Origin of the sequence: Pseudomonas sp. (assembly GCF_048265905.1) — a bacterium.
Lineage (GTDB): Bacteria > Pseudomonadota > Gammaproteobacteria > Pseudomonadales > Pseudomonadaceae > Aquipseudomonas.
Window position 1 is genome coordinate 234749 of record NZ_JBLXAP010000006.1, and the last position, 15131, is coordinate 249879.

The 15131-nt window shown below is 55.1% G+C and carries 13 protein-coding genes and 2 pseudogenes; 12 read left to right on the forward strand and 3 right to left on the reverse strand.

Going from position 1 to position 15131, the window contains the following annotated elements; genetic code table 11:
• The first annotated feature begins 17 nt into the window (after positions 1 to 17).
• Complete coding sequence (locus ACN0UH_RS11200) at positions 18 to 419, forward strand: VOC family protein (protein WP_417662116.1); 402 nt, start codon at positions 18 to 20, stop codon at positions 417 to 419.
• A complete protein-coding gene (locus ACN0UH_RS11205; protein ID WP_417662117.1) occupies positions 416 to 1393 on the forward strand; it encodes a saccharopine dehydrogenase family protein in 978 nt (325 codons plus the stop codon). The genes ACN0UH_RS11200 and ACN0UH_RS11205 overlap by 4 nt, the downstream gene beginning before the upstream one ends.
• A gap of 213 nt (positions 1394 to 1606) precedes the next feature.
• On the opposite strand, the gene ACN0UH_RS11210 is transcribed toward ACN0UH_RS11205, so the two are convergent.
• Complete coding sequence (locus tag ACN0UH_RS11210; protein ID WP_417662118.1) at positions 1607 to 2209, reverse strand: TetR/AcrR family transcriptional regulator; 603 nt, start codon at positions 2207 to 2209, stop codon at positions 1607 to 1609.
• 158 nt (positions 2210 to 2367) lie between these two features.
• Here ACN0UH_RS11210 and ACN0UH_RS11215 point away from each other — a divergent pair, with 158 nt between their 5' ends.
• The 6 genes from ACN0UH_RS11215 (at position 2368) to ACN0UH_RS11240 (ending at position 8903) form a co-directional block, all read left to right on the forward strand.
• Positions 2368 to 3108, forward strand: a complete 741-nt coding sequence (locus tag ACN0UH_RS11215) for an SDR family NAD(P)-dependent oxidoreductase (protein WP_417662119.1) — start codon at positions 2368 to 2370, stop codon at positions 3106 to 3108.
• 107 nt (positions 3109 to 3215) lie between these two features.
• Positions 3216 to 3620, forward strand: a complete 405-nt coding sequence (locus ACN0UH_RS11220; RefSeq protein WP_417662120.1) for a VOC family protein — start codon at positions 3216 to 3218, stop codon at positions 3618 to 3620.
• A gap of 560 nt (positions 3621 to 4180) precedes the next feature.
• On the forward strand, positions 4181 to 4699 hold the full coding sequence (locus tag ACN0UH_RS11225; protein ID WP_417662121.1) for a sigma-70 family RNA polymerase sigma factor: 519 nt from the start codon (positions 4181 to 4183) through the stop codon (positions 4697 to 4699).
• Positions 4696 to 5625, forward strand: a complete 930-nt coding sequence (locus tag ACN0UH_RS11230; protein WP_417662122.1) for a DUF4880 domain-containing protein — start codon at positions 4696 to 4698, stop codon at positions 5623 to 5625. Before ACN0UH_RS11225 ends, ACN0UH_RS11230 begins: the two co-directional genes overlap by 4 nt.
• A 63-nt stretch (positions 5626 to 5688) precedes the next feature.
• Positions 5689 to 8061: a TonB-dependent siderophore receptor gene (locus ACN0UH_RS11235; RefSeq protein ID WP_417662123.1), complete on the forward strand. Its 2373-nt coding sequence runs from the start codon at positions 5689 to 5691 to the stop codon at positions 8059 to 8061.
• Positions 8058 to 8903: an alpha/beta hydrolase gene (locus ACN0UH_RS11240; RefSeq protein ID WP_417662124.1), complete on the forward strand. Its 846-nt coding sequence runs from the start codon at positions 8058 to 8060 to the stop codon at positions 8901 to 8903. Before ACN0UH_RS11235 ends, ACN0UH_RS11240 begins: the two co-directional genes overlap by 4 nt.
• A gap of 108 nt (positions 8904 to 9011) precedes the next feature.
• On the opposite strand, the gene ACN0UH_RS11245 is transcribed toward ACN0UH_RS11240, so the two are convergent.
• Positions 9012 to 9902 carry a LysR family transcriptional regulator gene (locus tag ACN0UH_RS11245; RefSeq protein WP_417662125.1) on the reverse strand — a complete coding sequence of 297 codons (891 nt, stop codon included), beginning with the start codon at positions 9900 to 9902 and terminating at the stop codon, positions 9012 to 9014.
• A gap of 99 nt (positions 9903 to 10001) precedes the next feature.
• On the opposite strand from ACN0UH_RS11245, the gene ACN0UH_RS11250 reads away from it, so the two are divergent.
• Together ACN0UH_RS11250 and ACN0UH_RS11255 are read left to right on the forward strand one after the other, a co-directional pair.
• The gene (locus ACN0UH_RS11250; protein ID WP_417662126.1) at positions 10002 to 11171 is read left to right on the forward strand and encodes a mandelate racemase/muconate lactonizing enzyme family protein; all 1170 of its coding nucleotides are present in this window, start codon (positions 10002 to 10004) and stop codon (positions 11169 to 11171) included.
• Between the two features lie 103 nt (positions 11172 to 11274).
• Positions 11275 to 12207: pseudogene (locus ACN0UH_RS11255) on the forward strand (cation:dicarboxylate symporter family transporter); the annotation flags it as partial.
• A 2-nt stretch (positions 12208 to 12209) separates the two neighbouring features.
• Here ACN0UH_RS11255 and ACN0UH_RS11260 read toward each other — a convergent pair.
• Positions 12210 to 12422: pseudogene (locus ACN0UH_RS11260) on the reverse strand (tyrosine-type recombinase/integrase); the annotation flags it as partial.
• A 451-nt stretch (positions 12423 to 12873) separates the two neighbouring features.
• Here ACN0UH_RS11260 and ACN0UH_RS11265 point away from each other — a divergent pair.
• A complete protein-coding gene (locus ACN0UH_RS11265) occupies positions 12874 to 13389 on the forward strand; it encodes an Hcp family type VI secretion system effector (protein ID WP_417662127.1) in 516 nt (171 codons plus the stop codon).
• Between the two features lie 76 nt (positions 13390 to 13465).
• Positions 13466 to 15131, forward strand: a 1666-nt coding sequence (locus ACN0UH_RS11270; protein WP_417662128.1) for a type VI secretion system tip protein VgrG, incomplete at its 3' end; no start/stop codon positions are given.

A 15131-nucleotide genomic window follows, 5' to 3' on the forward strand; every position in this document is an offset into this window, starting at 1 on the left:
AAAACGAGGGCATTACCATGCTGGATCATATTTTTCTGTCCGTAAGCGACATACAGCGTTCTATACGTTTCTACGAGGCGGCGCTTGCGCCGCTGGGCATCACCGCACGGTTGGACTACGACGGCAAGGACGGCCCGCCAGGCCATTCTGATCTAAAGGGTTTCGGCGCCAACGGTAGGGTGTTCTTCTGGTTGCGCCACGGCGTAGTTGAAGGGCAAGCCGTACACGTAGGATTTGTCGCTCGGAACAAGGCTGAAGTAGAGGCCGCCTATGCAGCTGCGATGGCCCACGGCGCCATCGACAATGGCGCGCCGGCAGCACGTTTGCACTATGACCCAAACTACTATGCCGCCAATGTGTTGGACCCAGACGGGTATAGTTTGGAATTCGTCTACAAGAACTGGCAGCACGCCCAATGAGCATACTTCTGATCTACGGCGCCACGGGTTATACCGGCCGCATGGCTGCGGAGCGGGCGAAGGAACTCGGCCTGCCTTTCGAAATAGCCGGTCGCAATCGCCAGCGTCTGGCAGATCTCGCTGGGCAACTGGGCGTTCTCTATCGTGTCTTCGATGCAGGGCCGGACGCTGCGCGCTCGTTGTCTGGCATTAGCGTATTGCTGAACTTCGCAGGCCCGTTTGCGCACACAGCGCCTGCCTTGATGAGTGCGTGTATTGCGGCCAATGTCGATTACCTGGACATCACCGCTGAGATCAATGTCTACCGGCTGGCCGAGCGGTTGGGCGTGGAAGCTGCGGCGTCAAACGTGATGCTGTTGCCGGGCGTTGGTTGGGATGTGGTTCCCACCGACAGCTTGGCGGCGCACGTAGCCCGGCGCGTAGTGAGTCCAGTGGCCTTGAGCATTGCGCTTCAGGTGCCAGGGTCCATGTCGCGTGGATCGGCGATGAGTGTCAGCGAGATTATCGGTGCAGGTCTGCTGGCGCGGATTGATGGACAGCTCACATCGACCCCGGATGCGCAGCCACGCCACTTTGACTTCGGTGACGGTCCGGTTCTGTGCGCGCCATTGTCGTTTGGCGACTTGGTGACCGGTTGGCATTCAACAGGCATACCGAATATTGCGATGTTCGTGCATATTTCAGGTGAAGCGTTTCCTCAAGGTGATCTGTCGGCACTGCCCGATGGCCCAAGTGCGCAGGAGCGTGAGGCGCATCGCGCTCGCGCGGTGGTCGAAGTAACGGCTGAAAATGGCAGCGTGGCTCGCGCTGTGATCGAGACGGTGAACGGCTATTCCTACACGCCGTTGGCAGCTATCGAGGCGGCGCGCCGTGTTCTGGCTGGCGACCGACGTCCGGGGTTTGAAACACCTGCAAGGGTCTTCGGTGGCGGCTTCGCTGAAAGTATTCCGGGGACGATAATTACCGATCTCTAGGCATTGGGTGTTTCTCAATAAGCGGCGTTGATTTTCATTGCGAGGTTCTCGGTGGTGGGCGGCATTTGAATCTCGCCGCATCCCGCCCGGAGGTCCCTGCAATACGCGAAACAGAATCTCACGATCGATCATGGGGGCCAGCATGGCGGCCTCATGTAGCTGAGTATCGAGAAACCTCATCGCCTATCGGTGGTAGCGGCCATGCCGGGTTGCTCAGGAAGTCGCAGCACCGTCGCTTGCCTCTAGCTCGAGGGCAAGCAGTCTGCCAGCAGTTTGTGCAACTTCCACCAAGCGCTCACTGGACAGGCCGCTGCACGCCGCAGCTGAAAGCCCACGAAGGGTGATGAGCAAGTAGTCAGTCAGCGTCTGCGCGGTGTCTGGATGGGCTTGATCAAGGTAACTGCGGATCGCCTGGATTCCAGCATCAGCCAGATTCTCAGCCATGTTTCGAGCCACCGGATCGTCCGCACGCATGCCCTCGGTAATCAGGCAGCCACGCAAGGCGCTATCTCGTCCGTACTGCTTCGCAGCGGCAACCAGTAGTGCGCTCAACGCTTCTGCGGGTGGGCGATCCGGCGCCAGCAGTTTGTCCATAGGCAGAGCGTTTTCATCGGCATAGCGATGCATGGCCCGCTTGAACAACTCGGCTTTGCTGCCGTAGGCGGCGTAGAAACTCGGTGGCTTGATGTTCATGGCCTCGGTCAAGTCGGACAGACTGACCGCGTCGAAACCGTGTTGATGAAACAGTGCCTGGGCGATGGCTATGCCTTGCTCTCGGTCGAAGGCGGGTCGGCGCTGGCGGGGTTTGTCGTTCATGGCTATCTCGCAAGTTCAATACAACGACTGTAGCGATCGCTACAACCAAGAGCAATCGCGATTCGATAGCTAAATTATATAGTAGTCACTAAATATCTTGTCAGTGCTCGAGAGTTTATATAGTGTTCGCTACATAACTACTCATTAAGGTATTTCCCATGCTGTTCAAAAACAAGGTCGTTCTGGTCACCGGTGGCTCTTCAGGTCTCGGCTTCGCAATCGCCGAAGCGTTTGCCAGTCAGGGCGCCGATCTGATTATTACCGGACGACGCCAACCCCAGCTCGACGAAGCCGTGAGTCGTCTGGGCGGGAACGTTACCGCTGTGTGCGCCGACATTTCGAGCCCTGCCGAACTTGCCGAGTTGTTCAGCCATATAAGTGCGGTTCATGGCCGTATCGATGTGCTGATCGCTAACGCCGGAATGGGTGAGATCGAGCCCTTGGGAGCAATCACCGAAGCCGGTTTTGACCGGGCCTTCGCGACCAACGTCAAGGGCACGACCTTCACAGTACAAGGCGCGTTGTCGTTGATGGGCGAGGGCGGCAGTGTTGTCATCATCGGCTCGACCGCATCGATCAACCCCGGCCCCGGCTTGAGCGTCTACGGCGCCACCAAGGCCGCGCTAAGAGCGTTGGTGCGCAGTTGGATTCTGGATATCAGAGGGTCTGGTGTGCGCATCAACCTGCTCAGCCCCGGTCCGGTAAACACAGAGTCTTTGCGCAATGTGCTTGGCGAGAACGCGCAGCAGGTGATCAATGCGCTCAGCGAAAAGAGCACGCTCGGTCGGATCGGCGAGGCACATGAGATTGGTCAGACCGCGCTCTTTCTGGCGAGCGATGCGTCGAGCTACATTAACGGCACCGAGCTGTTCGCCGACGGCGGTGCTTCCCAAGTCTGAGCGACTCCTTGATCTCCTTTTGAGCCACAAAAAATGACCACGCCGTGCCGTTGGCAGCATCGCTCGCTGCTGATGTACCGAGTCACGGCGTCTGATGGAGTTACCCAATGAGTGAATTTGCAGGATCGACAATCGATCATCTGGGCATCGGTGTTTCGGACATTGTGCATGCGCGCGCCTTCTACGAGCAGGCGCTCAAGCCGTTGGGGATCACCTTGATGATGAGCATTGAAACCGATCCCCCGGGGGACAAACCTCGCCGTCTTGGTTTTGGCTTTGCAGGAAAACCATTCCTCTGGCTGCATGCTGCGCCGGTTCCCAGCCACGGAGCACACATCGCACTGATCGCGCAGAGTCACGAGGCGGTCGACGCATTCCATGCAGCAGCCATGGCCGCTGGCGGACAGGATAACGGGGCACCGGGCATCAGGTCCCACTACCACTCGAAGTATTACGCAGCCTATGTATTGGCCCCTGACGGAGTGAATCTGGAAGCTGTTTGCCAGGAGTAATGTGGGGATAGAACCCTAATAAATAATTGATGGTTTGAAGCTGGGCAGGTATCCGCTGATGCAGCCGGTTATGCTGCGGATAAAAAACCGGTAGTGACATGTTTATCGCTCCATGTGGTTAGGTTTATTGAAGTGATATAGGTCTGAGATTTTTTGCAGTCGTGCCTAGCTAGCCCCGTATCGAGTTCTCGCTGTCCGAATAGCATATATTCAAGGCACATCAAGGGCGTCGACTGCTGCGCTAATCGCCATAAACGATTGATCGAAACGTGCTCCTCGCGAAACGTCGAGTGGAACTTTGTGGTGCTGACGCCTCCAATCGCAGCAGCTCACCAGAGATACCTCGTAGCGAATCCGATGCAGGCGATGACCCCTGTGTCTGGAGATATTGATGTGTTGCCCCGGTTTGAGTTATCTGGCCGCTGGAAAATCAAGCGTGAGGCAAATATCTTATAAGGGTATTGCTAGTAGTAATTGTAATGAGAAGTATTATCGAATAATGTGCGCGTATTCGCCATGCTCACTCATGGACTCGTTCCCTTATCGGCCCGGAGTGTGCCATGTCTCAATCTGAGACGGACTCAACTATCCCTATCGAGGTCCTGTACTGCACGCATCATGGCTGGCTTCACAGTTGGTTACGACGCTCGGTTGGTTGCTCTCATCAGGCTGCAGATATTGCCCAAGATACCTTTGTGCGTTTGCTACTGCGCCAGCAGCCTGTCAGTGATAGCGCGCCTCGTGCCTTGTTGGCGCGTATTGCCCGCGGCTTGATGATTGATCATTGGCGTCGTGATGTGTTGGAGCGTTCCTATCTCGATGCAATAGCGCAGTTGCCGACCCCTAGCCACCCCTCACCAGAGGTTCGCTACGAAGCTCTTCAGTGTTTGGAGCGCATCTCGCAATTGCTCGACGGCCTGAAACCCGCTGTCCGCGAAGCATTTCTTTTGTACCAACTCGGCGGTTTGAATTATCAACAAGTTGCGCTGGAGTTGGGTGTTTCCAGTCGCACCGTGGAGCGCCATGTCGCGAGCGCGCTGGTGCACTGTTATCACCTCTATGTCGAGGATATGCAGTGAGCAAGCTCAACGAGCAGCATTCACAGGACATTGTGCGTGAGGCCGTGGAATGGCAGATGCGCTTGCGGGCCAATGCCGGTAATGCCGAGTTGCAGCAACAACTGCACGAATGGCTGCGCCAAGACGCACAGCATCAAATTGTCTGGCAACGTTTGCAGCGTATGAGTGGGTTGTTCCAAGCCAATCACTTGCCCGAATCAGCGCATAGCATTCCCATATTGCACCGCGCGGAAACAGATATTAGTCGGCGTCGTACACTGAAGCTTTTTGGGCTAGGTCTCGCAGTAGGCGGTTCAGCGCTGCTGATCACCAAGCGTCCTGACACCTGGACTGCTGACTTTGCTACGGCCATTGGTGAGAGTCGACGGTTAACCTTGGGCGCTGATACCGACGTGCTGCTCAATACCGACAGCTCGGTAGACGTGCAAGGGAGCGAGTTAGTGCTGCGTGCCGGTGAAGTGCTGGTTGATGGCACGCAATGGCAAGCACGCTGCCGGTTCGCCCAGTGCAGCGCACGGCAGGCGCGGGTGCTGATGCGCGAGCGCGACGGCTACAGCGAAATCCGTGTGCAGAGTGGCCAGGTACTCATCACCTCTAGGGTTGGGCAGCATCAGCTTCAAGCAGGGGAAGGGGTGAGCGTGTCGGCTGAGAACATAACGCCGCTGGCTAACAGCCCGCTTGATCCGTTTGCCTGGGTGCGCGGCCTGCTGATAGTCAACGATATGCGCTTAGATGCCTTCTTGGCTGAAGCCGGCCGCTATCGTCCGGGCTGGCTCGGCTGCAATAGTGATGTTGCCAGTCTGCGTCTTTCTGGGGTTTTTCGCTTAGATAAACCCGCAGAAATGCTGCGCAACATCACTCACCTGTTACCGGTGAAAATCGTTGAACGTACGCGTTGGTGGGTGCGCATGGTTGCGACTGTTTAAAAATTTGTCGGACTTTTCTGTTTCATCCGGTTAGAGCAGAACACTCACTTAATGGATATCGCCATGCGTTCTGCCAGACCCTTGCCGTTTCAACCTCAGCTCTTTACGTTGCCAGGCGCGATTTGCATCGCGCTGGCCTTGATGGGGGGCACGGCAAGCCTGTCGGTTCAGGCGGCTTCAGGGTCTTCGTCTTCCGTTTCTCCAAGCATTCCTGCCGGGCCGCTAGAACAGGCACTTAACCTGTTCGCCGACCGAGCGGGGATTACGCTGTCGTACTCTCCTGATGTGGTGCGCGGGCTCGTTAGTCCGGGTTTATCCGGCGGAGAGTCCTTAGAAAACGGGTTGGCGGAGTTGCTGGGTGGCAGCGGATTGGTCGCGCAGAAAACGCTGTCCGGGTATGTGGTTGTTAAGGGCTCGACTGACGCGAGTTATCAACTCGAGCCAACCATCACTTATGGTGCTAGCACGCAGAGTGCCTTCGCTCCGGTTTCGGGCTATTACGCGAGCAATGCCAGTACTGCAACTAAGACCGACAGGCCAATTTTAGAGACCGCGCAGAGCATTAGCGTAGTGACCTCCGAGCAAATTGCCGACCGCAAGGTTAATCGGGTAGAGGACGCTGTGGCGTACAGCGCGGGTGTACGGACTGGTAGTTCTGGGTTGGATCCGCGTTTCGACACGATCAGTGTGCGCGGTTTCGATACAACGATGTCCTCCGACTTCCTTGACGGCCTGCGCCAGCCCTATAACGGCTGGTTGTCAATCTACGGCACCGAGGCTTATGCGCTGGAGCGCATCGAAGTACTCAAAGGCCCGGCTTCTGTGCTCTACGGGCAGATAAGCCCTGGCGGCATGGTCAACCGGGTGAGCAAGCGTCCAAGCCTGCTGGCGAAGAACCAAGTCGAGATACAGGCAGGCAATGACGAGCACCGGCAGGGCCAGTTCGATATCGGTGGCCAGTTGGATGAAGAGGGCGATGTGTTGTTCCGCACCGTAGGCGTGTACCGCGACGCAGAGACTTACATCGAGCAACTGAACAATGATGTGCGCATGTTGGCGCCTTCGCTGAGCTGGAAGATCGACCCCGACACTAGCCTGACTCTACTGGCCCAGTATCAGGAGCGTGAAACGGCGGCTTCGCCGATGCTCTACCAGAACGGTGACCACCTCACGGACTTTTGGCAGGGCGACGAATACTTCGACAAGCTTGAGCAGCGTCAATGGACCTTCGGCTATGAGTTTGAACACGCCTTCAATGACACCTTCAGCCTGCAACAAAATCTGCGCTACGGCCAATTGGATACTACTAACCAGTATCTGCAGCCTGACGGCACGATTAATAACGGTGTGATGGATCGTTATGCGGTTGGTGTGTATGAGGACATGGACTCAGTAACCACAGACACACGGCTGGTCAGCCGCTTCGCCACAGGCGATCTACAACACACCCTGCTGACCGGTTGGGATTACGCTTGGTTCGACAGCTCAGTGCTGTATGCCAGTGGGCCTGCGCCGTCCATCGATATGAACGCACCGGATTACCACCAACCGGTAAACAAACCGACCGACGCCCTGGCCGATCAGGACAGCATGAGCCAACGCAGCGGCCTGTACCTGCAGGACCAGATCGAGCTCGACCGCTGGCGCCTGTCTGCCGGGTTGCGTCGTGATTGGGCACACGCCCGCAATAACGATAACTTGAGCAACTCCAATAGTAAAACTAGCGACTCCGCGACCACTTACCAGTTTGGTGCGCTGTACCTGTTTGACAACGGTTTGGCGCCTTACGCCAGTTACGCTGAGTCCTTCCTTCCGCAAAGTGGTACCAACTCCAGCGGCGCTGCCTTCAAACCAACTGAGGGTAAGCAATACGAAGTTGGTCTCAAGTTCCAGCCGCCCGGCAGCAGCGCGATGTATACCGCCTCGCTCTATCACTTGACCCAAGAAAACGTGACCACCCGTGATCCGTATGACCCGCTTAACAGCGTGCAAACCGGGGAACAGGTGTCGCGCGGCTTGGAGTTAGAGGCTGTGGCGGACCTCAGTGAGCGCCTGCACATGACCGCCAGCTACAGCTACAACGACCCAGAGGTGACCAAGAGCAACGACGGCAACAAGGGCAAGGACCCGAAAGATGTGCCGCGCCATCTGGCCTCGCTGTGGTTGGATTACAAGCTGGGGTTCGGCTTGGGCTTCGGTGCTGGTGCCCGTTACACCGGCAGCGCATATGGCGACGATATGAACACAATAAAGAACGATGACTACACACTGTTCGATGCTGGCGTGCACTACGACTTCAGTGCCAGCATGGACGGTGTACGTCTGGCCTTGAACGCCCGCAACCTGACGGATAAGCAATACATTAACTGCCAAGACGGTTATTGCTACCGGGGCGAGGGCCGCAGTGTGGTTACCAGCTTGAGCTATAGCTGGTGATCGCTTTGAACTGGCTACGCGCGGCAGCACTGACACTGGGAGCACTGTTGCTCGGGACGGCCCAAGCTGAGCCCGTCGCTCTAGATGGTACCGAGCAGTGGTTGATGAAGAGTTCCGAAGGGCGCGAATACCGCATCATGATTAGCTTGCCTGAAGGCGAGGTGCCGTATACCGGTGGTTATCCGGTGATCTATCTATTGGATGGCAATGCGTACTTTCCCGCGTTCCATGCGGCCAAGCGTGCTCAAAAACGTCTGCAGAGGTCGATTGTGGTCGCCATTGGCTACCCAAGCGAAACGCCGCTGGATTTTGAACGGCGTGCCTTCGATCTTTCGCCACAGCAACCCAAGGAGCGCAATACTCCAGCACAAGGCGGCCAAGACCTATTTCTTGATTTCATCGAGAAGCGTTTGATGCCAAGGGTCTCCGAGCGTTTCAAAGTCGATCAAGACCAGCGCAGCCTGGTTGGACATTCTTTTGGCGGAATGTTTGGTATCTACACATTATTCACTAGGCCAGCGCTGTTCCAGCACATAGTGGCAGTGAGCCCGAGCCTGTGGTGGCGTGACCGTTATTTGCTTGAGCATGAGCGCGCATTTACCAAGCAGGCGCATGCCGGAAAGCTGGATCTAACCCACAGCAGTTTGAAACTAATAATGGCCGAACGTGATTTGCCACAAGCGATTCAAGATGCGCGTTCTCTGCAACTGCGGTTGGAAGATCTTTCGCAGTATGGATTGCGCAGCGACTTTGAGATCGAGAATGGTGAAGATCATATGTCGATACCGTTTCGCATCACCACGAGGGTGCTTGATGAATTAGTGAGCACTCGGCGCTTCTGAACACCGGTCTGCTTGAAGGCTTGGAGCGAGCAGGCCGAGCTATGACTGAAGATGCAGAGCGTGCTTGCGAGAGGTCTTCGCCCATTGGCATTAGATGAGAACACAGCATTATGCGGATACTGTTTGTCCTCCGAGCCGAGTCCAGAACTCTTCGGCAGAGGGGCTAAGTGGGGCGATAGGGCGCGTCAGGTGAATCTCTAGCGGGATATCCCAACTATCGTCGAGCGCCCTGACTAATCGTCCATCTGCCACCTCCTGTTCTGTGAGACTTTTGGGTAACCACGCCACACCTTTACCCTCCAACGCCATGGACATCAGCACCGCTGCTAGGTGGCTGCTAAACAGGGGTTTTAGGTGAAGGTAATCGGCTTTGCCATGCAGTCTGTGAGCAACGATGCGGCCCAGTCCGGACTCATGGGTGTAAGCAAGATATGGCAAAGCCGCTGCTGATGTGCCGAAGTTGGCGGAGGCGCACGCCAGCGGAACAAGCACATCTTCACCCACCTTCTTGCTGGTGAACTGATCAGGTGCTAGTAATGGCGGAACATCGGGGTGGCGATGAGAAAGCATAAACTGAATCTGGCCGTGTATCAGCATTTGCTCACACACAGCCATGCTGCCTGAATGCAGTTGTACCGCCTCGATTGGCGCTCCGTTTTCGGTGTTCCTGAGCCAGCGTGGGAAAAATGTAAACGACAGGGAGTGTGTCGCCGCAAAGTTCAGTGTTTTAGCTGCCATGCCCGCTACTTCCTGGGCTTCAGTACGCATCCGATACAAGCGTCTGGCCGCCTCCTGAGCGCTTGGCAAAATTTGCCTTCCCGCTTCGGTCAGCGTCGCACCTTGATGAGTGCGAATGAACAGCTGTACCCCCATCCAATTCTCCAGGGCGCGCACTCTACGGCTAAATGCGGGCTGAGTAACATGCCGTGCTTCAGCCGCGCGAACAAAGCTGCCGTACTCCGCAAGCGCTGATAAGTCTTCCAGCCAGACGAGCTCCAAGGGGTATGCCTCTTTTGCATAGGGTGGGGCATTAATAGCATTGGGCGGGCTTCATCGCAAAGAATAATGTTGGGCTATCTACAACAAGAGGAGCCCGTCATGCGTATCGTAGACATCCGTGAAAAAACAGTTTCCATTGCCTCGCCAATTGCTAACGCCTACATCGATTTCTCCAAAATGACCTGTTCAGTTGTCGCTGTTATCACCGATGTGATCCGCGATGGCAAACCGGTCATTGGTTATGGTTTCAACTCCAATGGTCGCTATGGTCAAGGCGCACTCATGCGTGATCGCTTCCTGGCGCGTATAGCCGAAGCTGATCCGGAAAGTCTCATCGATCATGAGAACAACAACCTGGATCCGTTCGCCATCTGGAAAACCCTGATGACCAACGAAAAACCAGGTGGGCATGGCGAGCGCTCAGTCGCAGTTGGCACCATCGACATGGCTGTATGGGATGCAGTGGCCAAGATTGAAGGCAAGCCCCTCTACCGTCTATTGGCTGACCGTTATCGTAACGGCGTTGCAGATGACAAGGTTTGGGTCTACGCAGCGGGCGGCTATTACTACCCCGGCAAAGACCAATCCAAGCTCAAGGCAGAAATGCAGAGCTATCTGGATCGTGGTTACGACGTCGTCAAAATGAAAATTGGTGCAGTGCCGCTGGATGAAGATATCCGCCGCATCGAAGCGGTACTTGAAGTGGTTGGGGACGGTCGTCGCCTCGCAGTAGATGCCAACGGCCGTTTCGACCTGCAGACAGGAATTGCCTACGCCGAAGCCATCAAAAAGTACAACCTGTTCTGGTACGAAGAGATTGGCGATCCACTGGACTACGCGCTGCAGGCTGAACTGGCAAATCACTATGAGCTGCCGATGGCTACCGGCGAGAACCTGTTCTCTCATCAGGATGCCCGCAACTTGCTGCGCCACGGTGGTATGCGTCCCGATCGCGATTACCTGCAGTTCGACTGTGCATTGTCTTACGGACTTGTGGAGTACATGCGCACATTGAAGGTGATGGAAGAAATGGGTTGGTCTTCGCGTCGCGTAGTCCCGCACGGTGGTCATCAGATGTCCCTGAACATCGCAGCAGGTTTGCACCTGGGTGGCAACGAGTCGTACCCGGATGTATTCCAGCCTTTCGGCGGCTTTGCTGACGGTATCCGCGTAGAAAATAGCTATGTTGGTCTGCCTGATATCCCGGGCGTGGGCTTCGAAGCCAAGTCTGCCTTGTACGCAGTCATGCGTGAGCTGGGCGAAGGCTGATCACCTTCTATTTGCGGTCTTCTCGAAGGAGGCCGCAGCCCCCGGGCGTTACCTTTTGACGCCATGCCACATGCCCATCACAAAAATAAAATGAGGTGTATTCGTGGAAATTTCCAAGCCCCGCTGGTACGGCCAGCTATACGTGCAAGTGCTTATCGGCATCGTTATTGGTGCAGCAATTGGTTACTTCGAGCCTGACTTCGGAGCCAAGCTACAACCATTCGCTGATGGTTTCATCAAGCTAATTAAAATGCTTTTGGCACCCATTATTTTCGGTACGGTAGTTGTGGGTATTGCCAAGATGGGCAGTATCAAAGAAGTCGGCCGGATTGGCGTAAAAGCGCTGATTTACTTTGAAGTTCTTTCAACAATCGCCCTGGTTATCGGCCTTGTCGTGGTCAACATCGTCAAACCGGGTGTTGGCATGAATATCAACGTTGGCAGCCTTGATGGCAGTGCTGTTAGCAAATACACCCAAGTCGCAAGTGAGCAGGGTGGCGCTGTTGATTTCTTCCTCAATATCATCCCGCACACATTCGTGGGTGCGTTCTCGAATGGCGTCATGCTTCAGGTGATTCTGCTGTCAGTCTTGATGGGGGTTGCTCTGGTCCAAATGGGTGAGACCAGCAAGCCTTTGATCAACACCATCGATTTGTTCCTGCAAGGGCTGTTCAAGATTGTGGCAATGGTGATGCGTCTGGCGCCGATTGGTGCTGGCGCGGGTATGGCGTTCACTATCGGTAAATACGGGATTGGTACTTTGCTCTCGCTCGGCCAGTTGCTGATAGCGCTCTATCTCACGACTTTGGTTTTCATTGTGATAGTGCTGGGCACAGTTGCCCGCTGGTCAGGAATGCCTCTACTGCAATTTCTGCGCTATTTCAAAGATGAAATTCTCATCACGCTTGGCACTTGTTCGACCGAAGCTGTACTACCACGAATGATGGTCAAACTTGAAAAGCTCGGCTGCAAAAAATCGGTTGTGGGAATGGTGCTGCCAACCGGCTACACCTTCAACGCCGACGGCACCTGCATCTAAGCACTTCGCACTTTGTCCTTGTCAACGTGTGCAAGTGCTACCTCGATCAGTTCTGGATCGAAACCCTCCTCGTTGAGGATGGTGCTGGCCATTGAGCGCATGCCATGGCTTACCAGACGATCTTTGAAGCCCATGCGCTTCGGCTTTATGTTGTCGATTCGACTAATGCAGTAGGTGCGATGTTTCCAGTCCACGTAACCCCATTGTCCACTTTATGGTTTGGTCACACTGACTTGAAGGAAACGACTTTGGGGGAATTACTACGAGAGCACTGAAGTGGCATGACTCAAGTTCTAGGGTAGGGGGCTCAGGGCTGAGATTTATTTGAATCGAATGGCTTCGGGGGGGCTTGTCTAAGTGCGGTATTTGCTCGACAGACATTGCGCAACTTATTGCGCATCGATTTGCCCAAAAAGTACCTCTTAAAGGTCTATAGCAAGCGTAGCCATTAGGCTGCAGCTATATGCGCAACTTCTTGCACAGCGGTGCGCAAAAAGTTGCGCAGTTTTTTGCGGTTTTTGTCTTTTAAATCATTGGCTTTAAAAGCATAAAACTACAACTAACTGATTTTATTTATTTTTTATTTTGTTGGCATGAAACCGGCTAGGTATATGTGGACGGATCAATGTTGATCTACTTATCACTCAGCAAGGAAGAGCTCTCATGCCAACACCTGCGTATTTGACACTCGAAGGCACTAAACAAGGTTTAATCACTGCCGGCACTTTCACCGAAGACTCGGTCGGCAACATCTTCCAAGAAGGTCACGAAGACCAGATCCTGGTTCAAGGCTATAAGCACCAAGTTATCATCCCACGTGATCCACAGTCGGGCCAGCCTACTGGTCAGCGCGTACACAAGCCGCTGATGATCACCAAGGTTTTCGACAAAGCCTCGCCATTGATTTTCAATGCCTTGACCTCGGGTGAGCGCCTGAGCAAGTGCCGTCTGGAGTGGTACCGCACCTCTTCGACTGGTACTCAAGAGCACTACTTCACCATCGAGCTGGAAGATGCTGTTGTTGTTGACGTGCAGTCGCACATGCCGAACTGCCAAGACCCTAACATGTCGCACTTCACCCATCTGGAAGACGTGTACCTGACCTACCGTAAAATCGTTTGGACTCACGAAGTGTCTGGCACTTCCGGTTCGGATGACTGGCGTACCCCAATCGCTTAATCACGGATTAAACGATTGTGTAAAAGGTTCGGCCAGATTTACTGGCCGAACTTATTTCTGAATAGAGGAACAAAGGATGTTCGCCCCCGCTAACCAAACCCACTTCAGCCTGAATATTGACGGCCTAAGCCACGATTTACAGGTGCTCGAATTCACCGGCCGCGAGGCGATCAGCCAGCCTTACGAATTTGAGTTAGAACTGGTCAGCGAGCGCCCAGACCTCGACCTCGAAAGCTTTCTGCATCAGAGCGCATTTCTTGCGCTATCCCAGGCTGGCAATGGTATTCACGGGCAGATTTACCGCATTGCCCAAGGCGAATCCGGCAAGCGTCTGACCCGTTATCACATCAGCTTGCGCCCCCAGCTTTATTACCTGTCGCAGCGGGTTAATCAGCGCATTTTTCAAAACCTAAGCGTGGCTCAGATCATTAGCCAAGTGCTTGAAGAGCACGGCATTCAGGCCGATGCCTACCAATTTCAACTCGGCTCGATTTACCCCGAGCGCGAGTATTGCGTGCAGTACGACGAGTCCGACCTGCACTTTGTTCAGCGCTTGTGCGAGGAAGAAGGTATTCACTACCACTTTCAGCACAGCGCTCAAGGCCACATACTGGTGTTTGGCGATGACCTGACACCCTTTCCAAAACTGGAACCCACCGCTTACCAGCAAGACAGTGGCCTGGTCGCCGACAAACCAGTGATCAAGCGTTTTGGCGTGCGCGTGGAAACCCGCACCAGTCGGGTGACCCGCCGCGATTACGACTTCGAAAAGCCGCGTATGACCTTGGAAGCGGCAGTCAAAAGCGAGTTCAAGCCCGACCTTGAAGACTACGACTATCCGGGACGTTTTGTTGACCGCGAGCGCGGCAAGCATCTCAGCCAGCGAGCGCTGGAGCGTCACCGTTACGACTATCAACTGGCCGAAGGCGAAGGTGACCAAAGCCTGCTGGCCAGCGGTCACTTTCTGGCGTTTACCGATCACCCGCGCGCAGCGTGGAACGACCTTTGGCTGCTGACTGAAATCCAGCACGAAGGCAAGCAGCCGCAAGTGCTGGAAGAGTCCGTAACCAGCGACAGCAAAGCCGCTGATGGCTTCCAGCAAGGCTATCGCAATCGCTTTAAAGCCACGCCCTGGACTGTGCCTTTCCGGCCCAGCTTGCAGCACCCCAAGCCGCGTATTCTCGGCAGCCAGAGCGCCGTCGTCACCGGCCCGGTGGGTGAGGAAATCTACTGCGACCAATACGGCCGGGTGAAGGTTGAATTCTTTTGGGATCGCGCCGATTTCGGCACGGACAAAAGCAGTTGTTGGTTACGCGTATCTTCAAGCTGGGCGGGCAATAACTACGGCGCCATCGTCATCCCGCGCATTGGCATGGAAGTGGTGGTCAGCTTCCTTGAAGGTGACCCGGATCAACCGCTGGTTACCGGCTGTTTGCATCACAAAGAAAACCCGGTGCCTTACGAACTGCCCGCCAACAAAACCCGCAGCGTATTCAAAAGCCTCAGCTCACCGGGCGGCGGTGGTTCTAATGAATTGCGTATCGAAGACAAAAAGGGCGAAGAGCAAATCTTCGTCCATGCGCAAAAAGATTGGGACGAAAGCGTCGAGCGCGACCAGAAAATCCGTATCGGCAACGAACGCAACGACACGGTCGTGGCCAACAGCTACAGCGAATTCAAAGCCGAAGAACACCGCACCACCCGCGCGGATCGCAAGACCGATGTCAAAGCCAGCGACCACA

Bases quoted from the DNA above. Each gene is read 5' to 3' on its own strand.
- ACN0UH_RS11200 (WP_417662116.1), top strand. From the start codon at position 18: ATGCTGGATCATATTTTTCTGTCCGTAAGCGACATACAGCGTTCTATA.
- ACN0UH_RS11205 (WP_417662117.1), top strand. From the start codon at position 416: ATGAGCATACTTCTGATCTACGGCGCCACGGGTTATACCGGCCGCATG.
- ACN0UH_RS11210 (WP_417662118.1), bottom strand. From the start codon at position 2,209: ATGAACGACAAACCCCGCCAGCGCCGACCCGCCTTCGACCGAGAGCAA.
- ACN0UH_RS11215 (WP_417662119.1), top strand. From the start codon at position 2,368: ATGCTGTTCAAAAACAAGGTCGTTCTGGTCACCGGTGGCTCTTCAGGT.
- ACN0UH_RS11220 (WP_417662120.1), top strand. From the start codon at position 3,216: ATGAGTGAATTTGCAGGATCGACAATCGATCATCTGGGCATCGGTGTT.
- ACN0UH_RS11225 (WP_417662121.1), top strand. From the start codon at position 4,181: ATGTCTCAATCTGAGACGGACTCAACTATCCCTATCGAGGTCCTGTAC.
- ACN0UH_RS11235 (WP_417662123.1), top strand. From the start codon at position 5,689: ATGCGTTCTGCCAGACCCTTGCCGTTTCAACCTCAGCTCTTTACGTTG.
- ACN0UH_RS11250 (WP_417662126.1), top strand. From the start codon at position 10,002: ATGCGTATCGTAGACATCCGTGAAAAAACAGTTTCCATTGCCTCGCCA.
- ACN0UH_RS11265 (WP_417662127.1), top strand. From the start codon at position 12,874: ATGCCAACACCTGCGTATTTGACACTCGAAGGCACTAAACAAGGTTTA.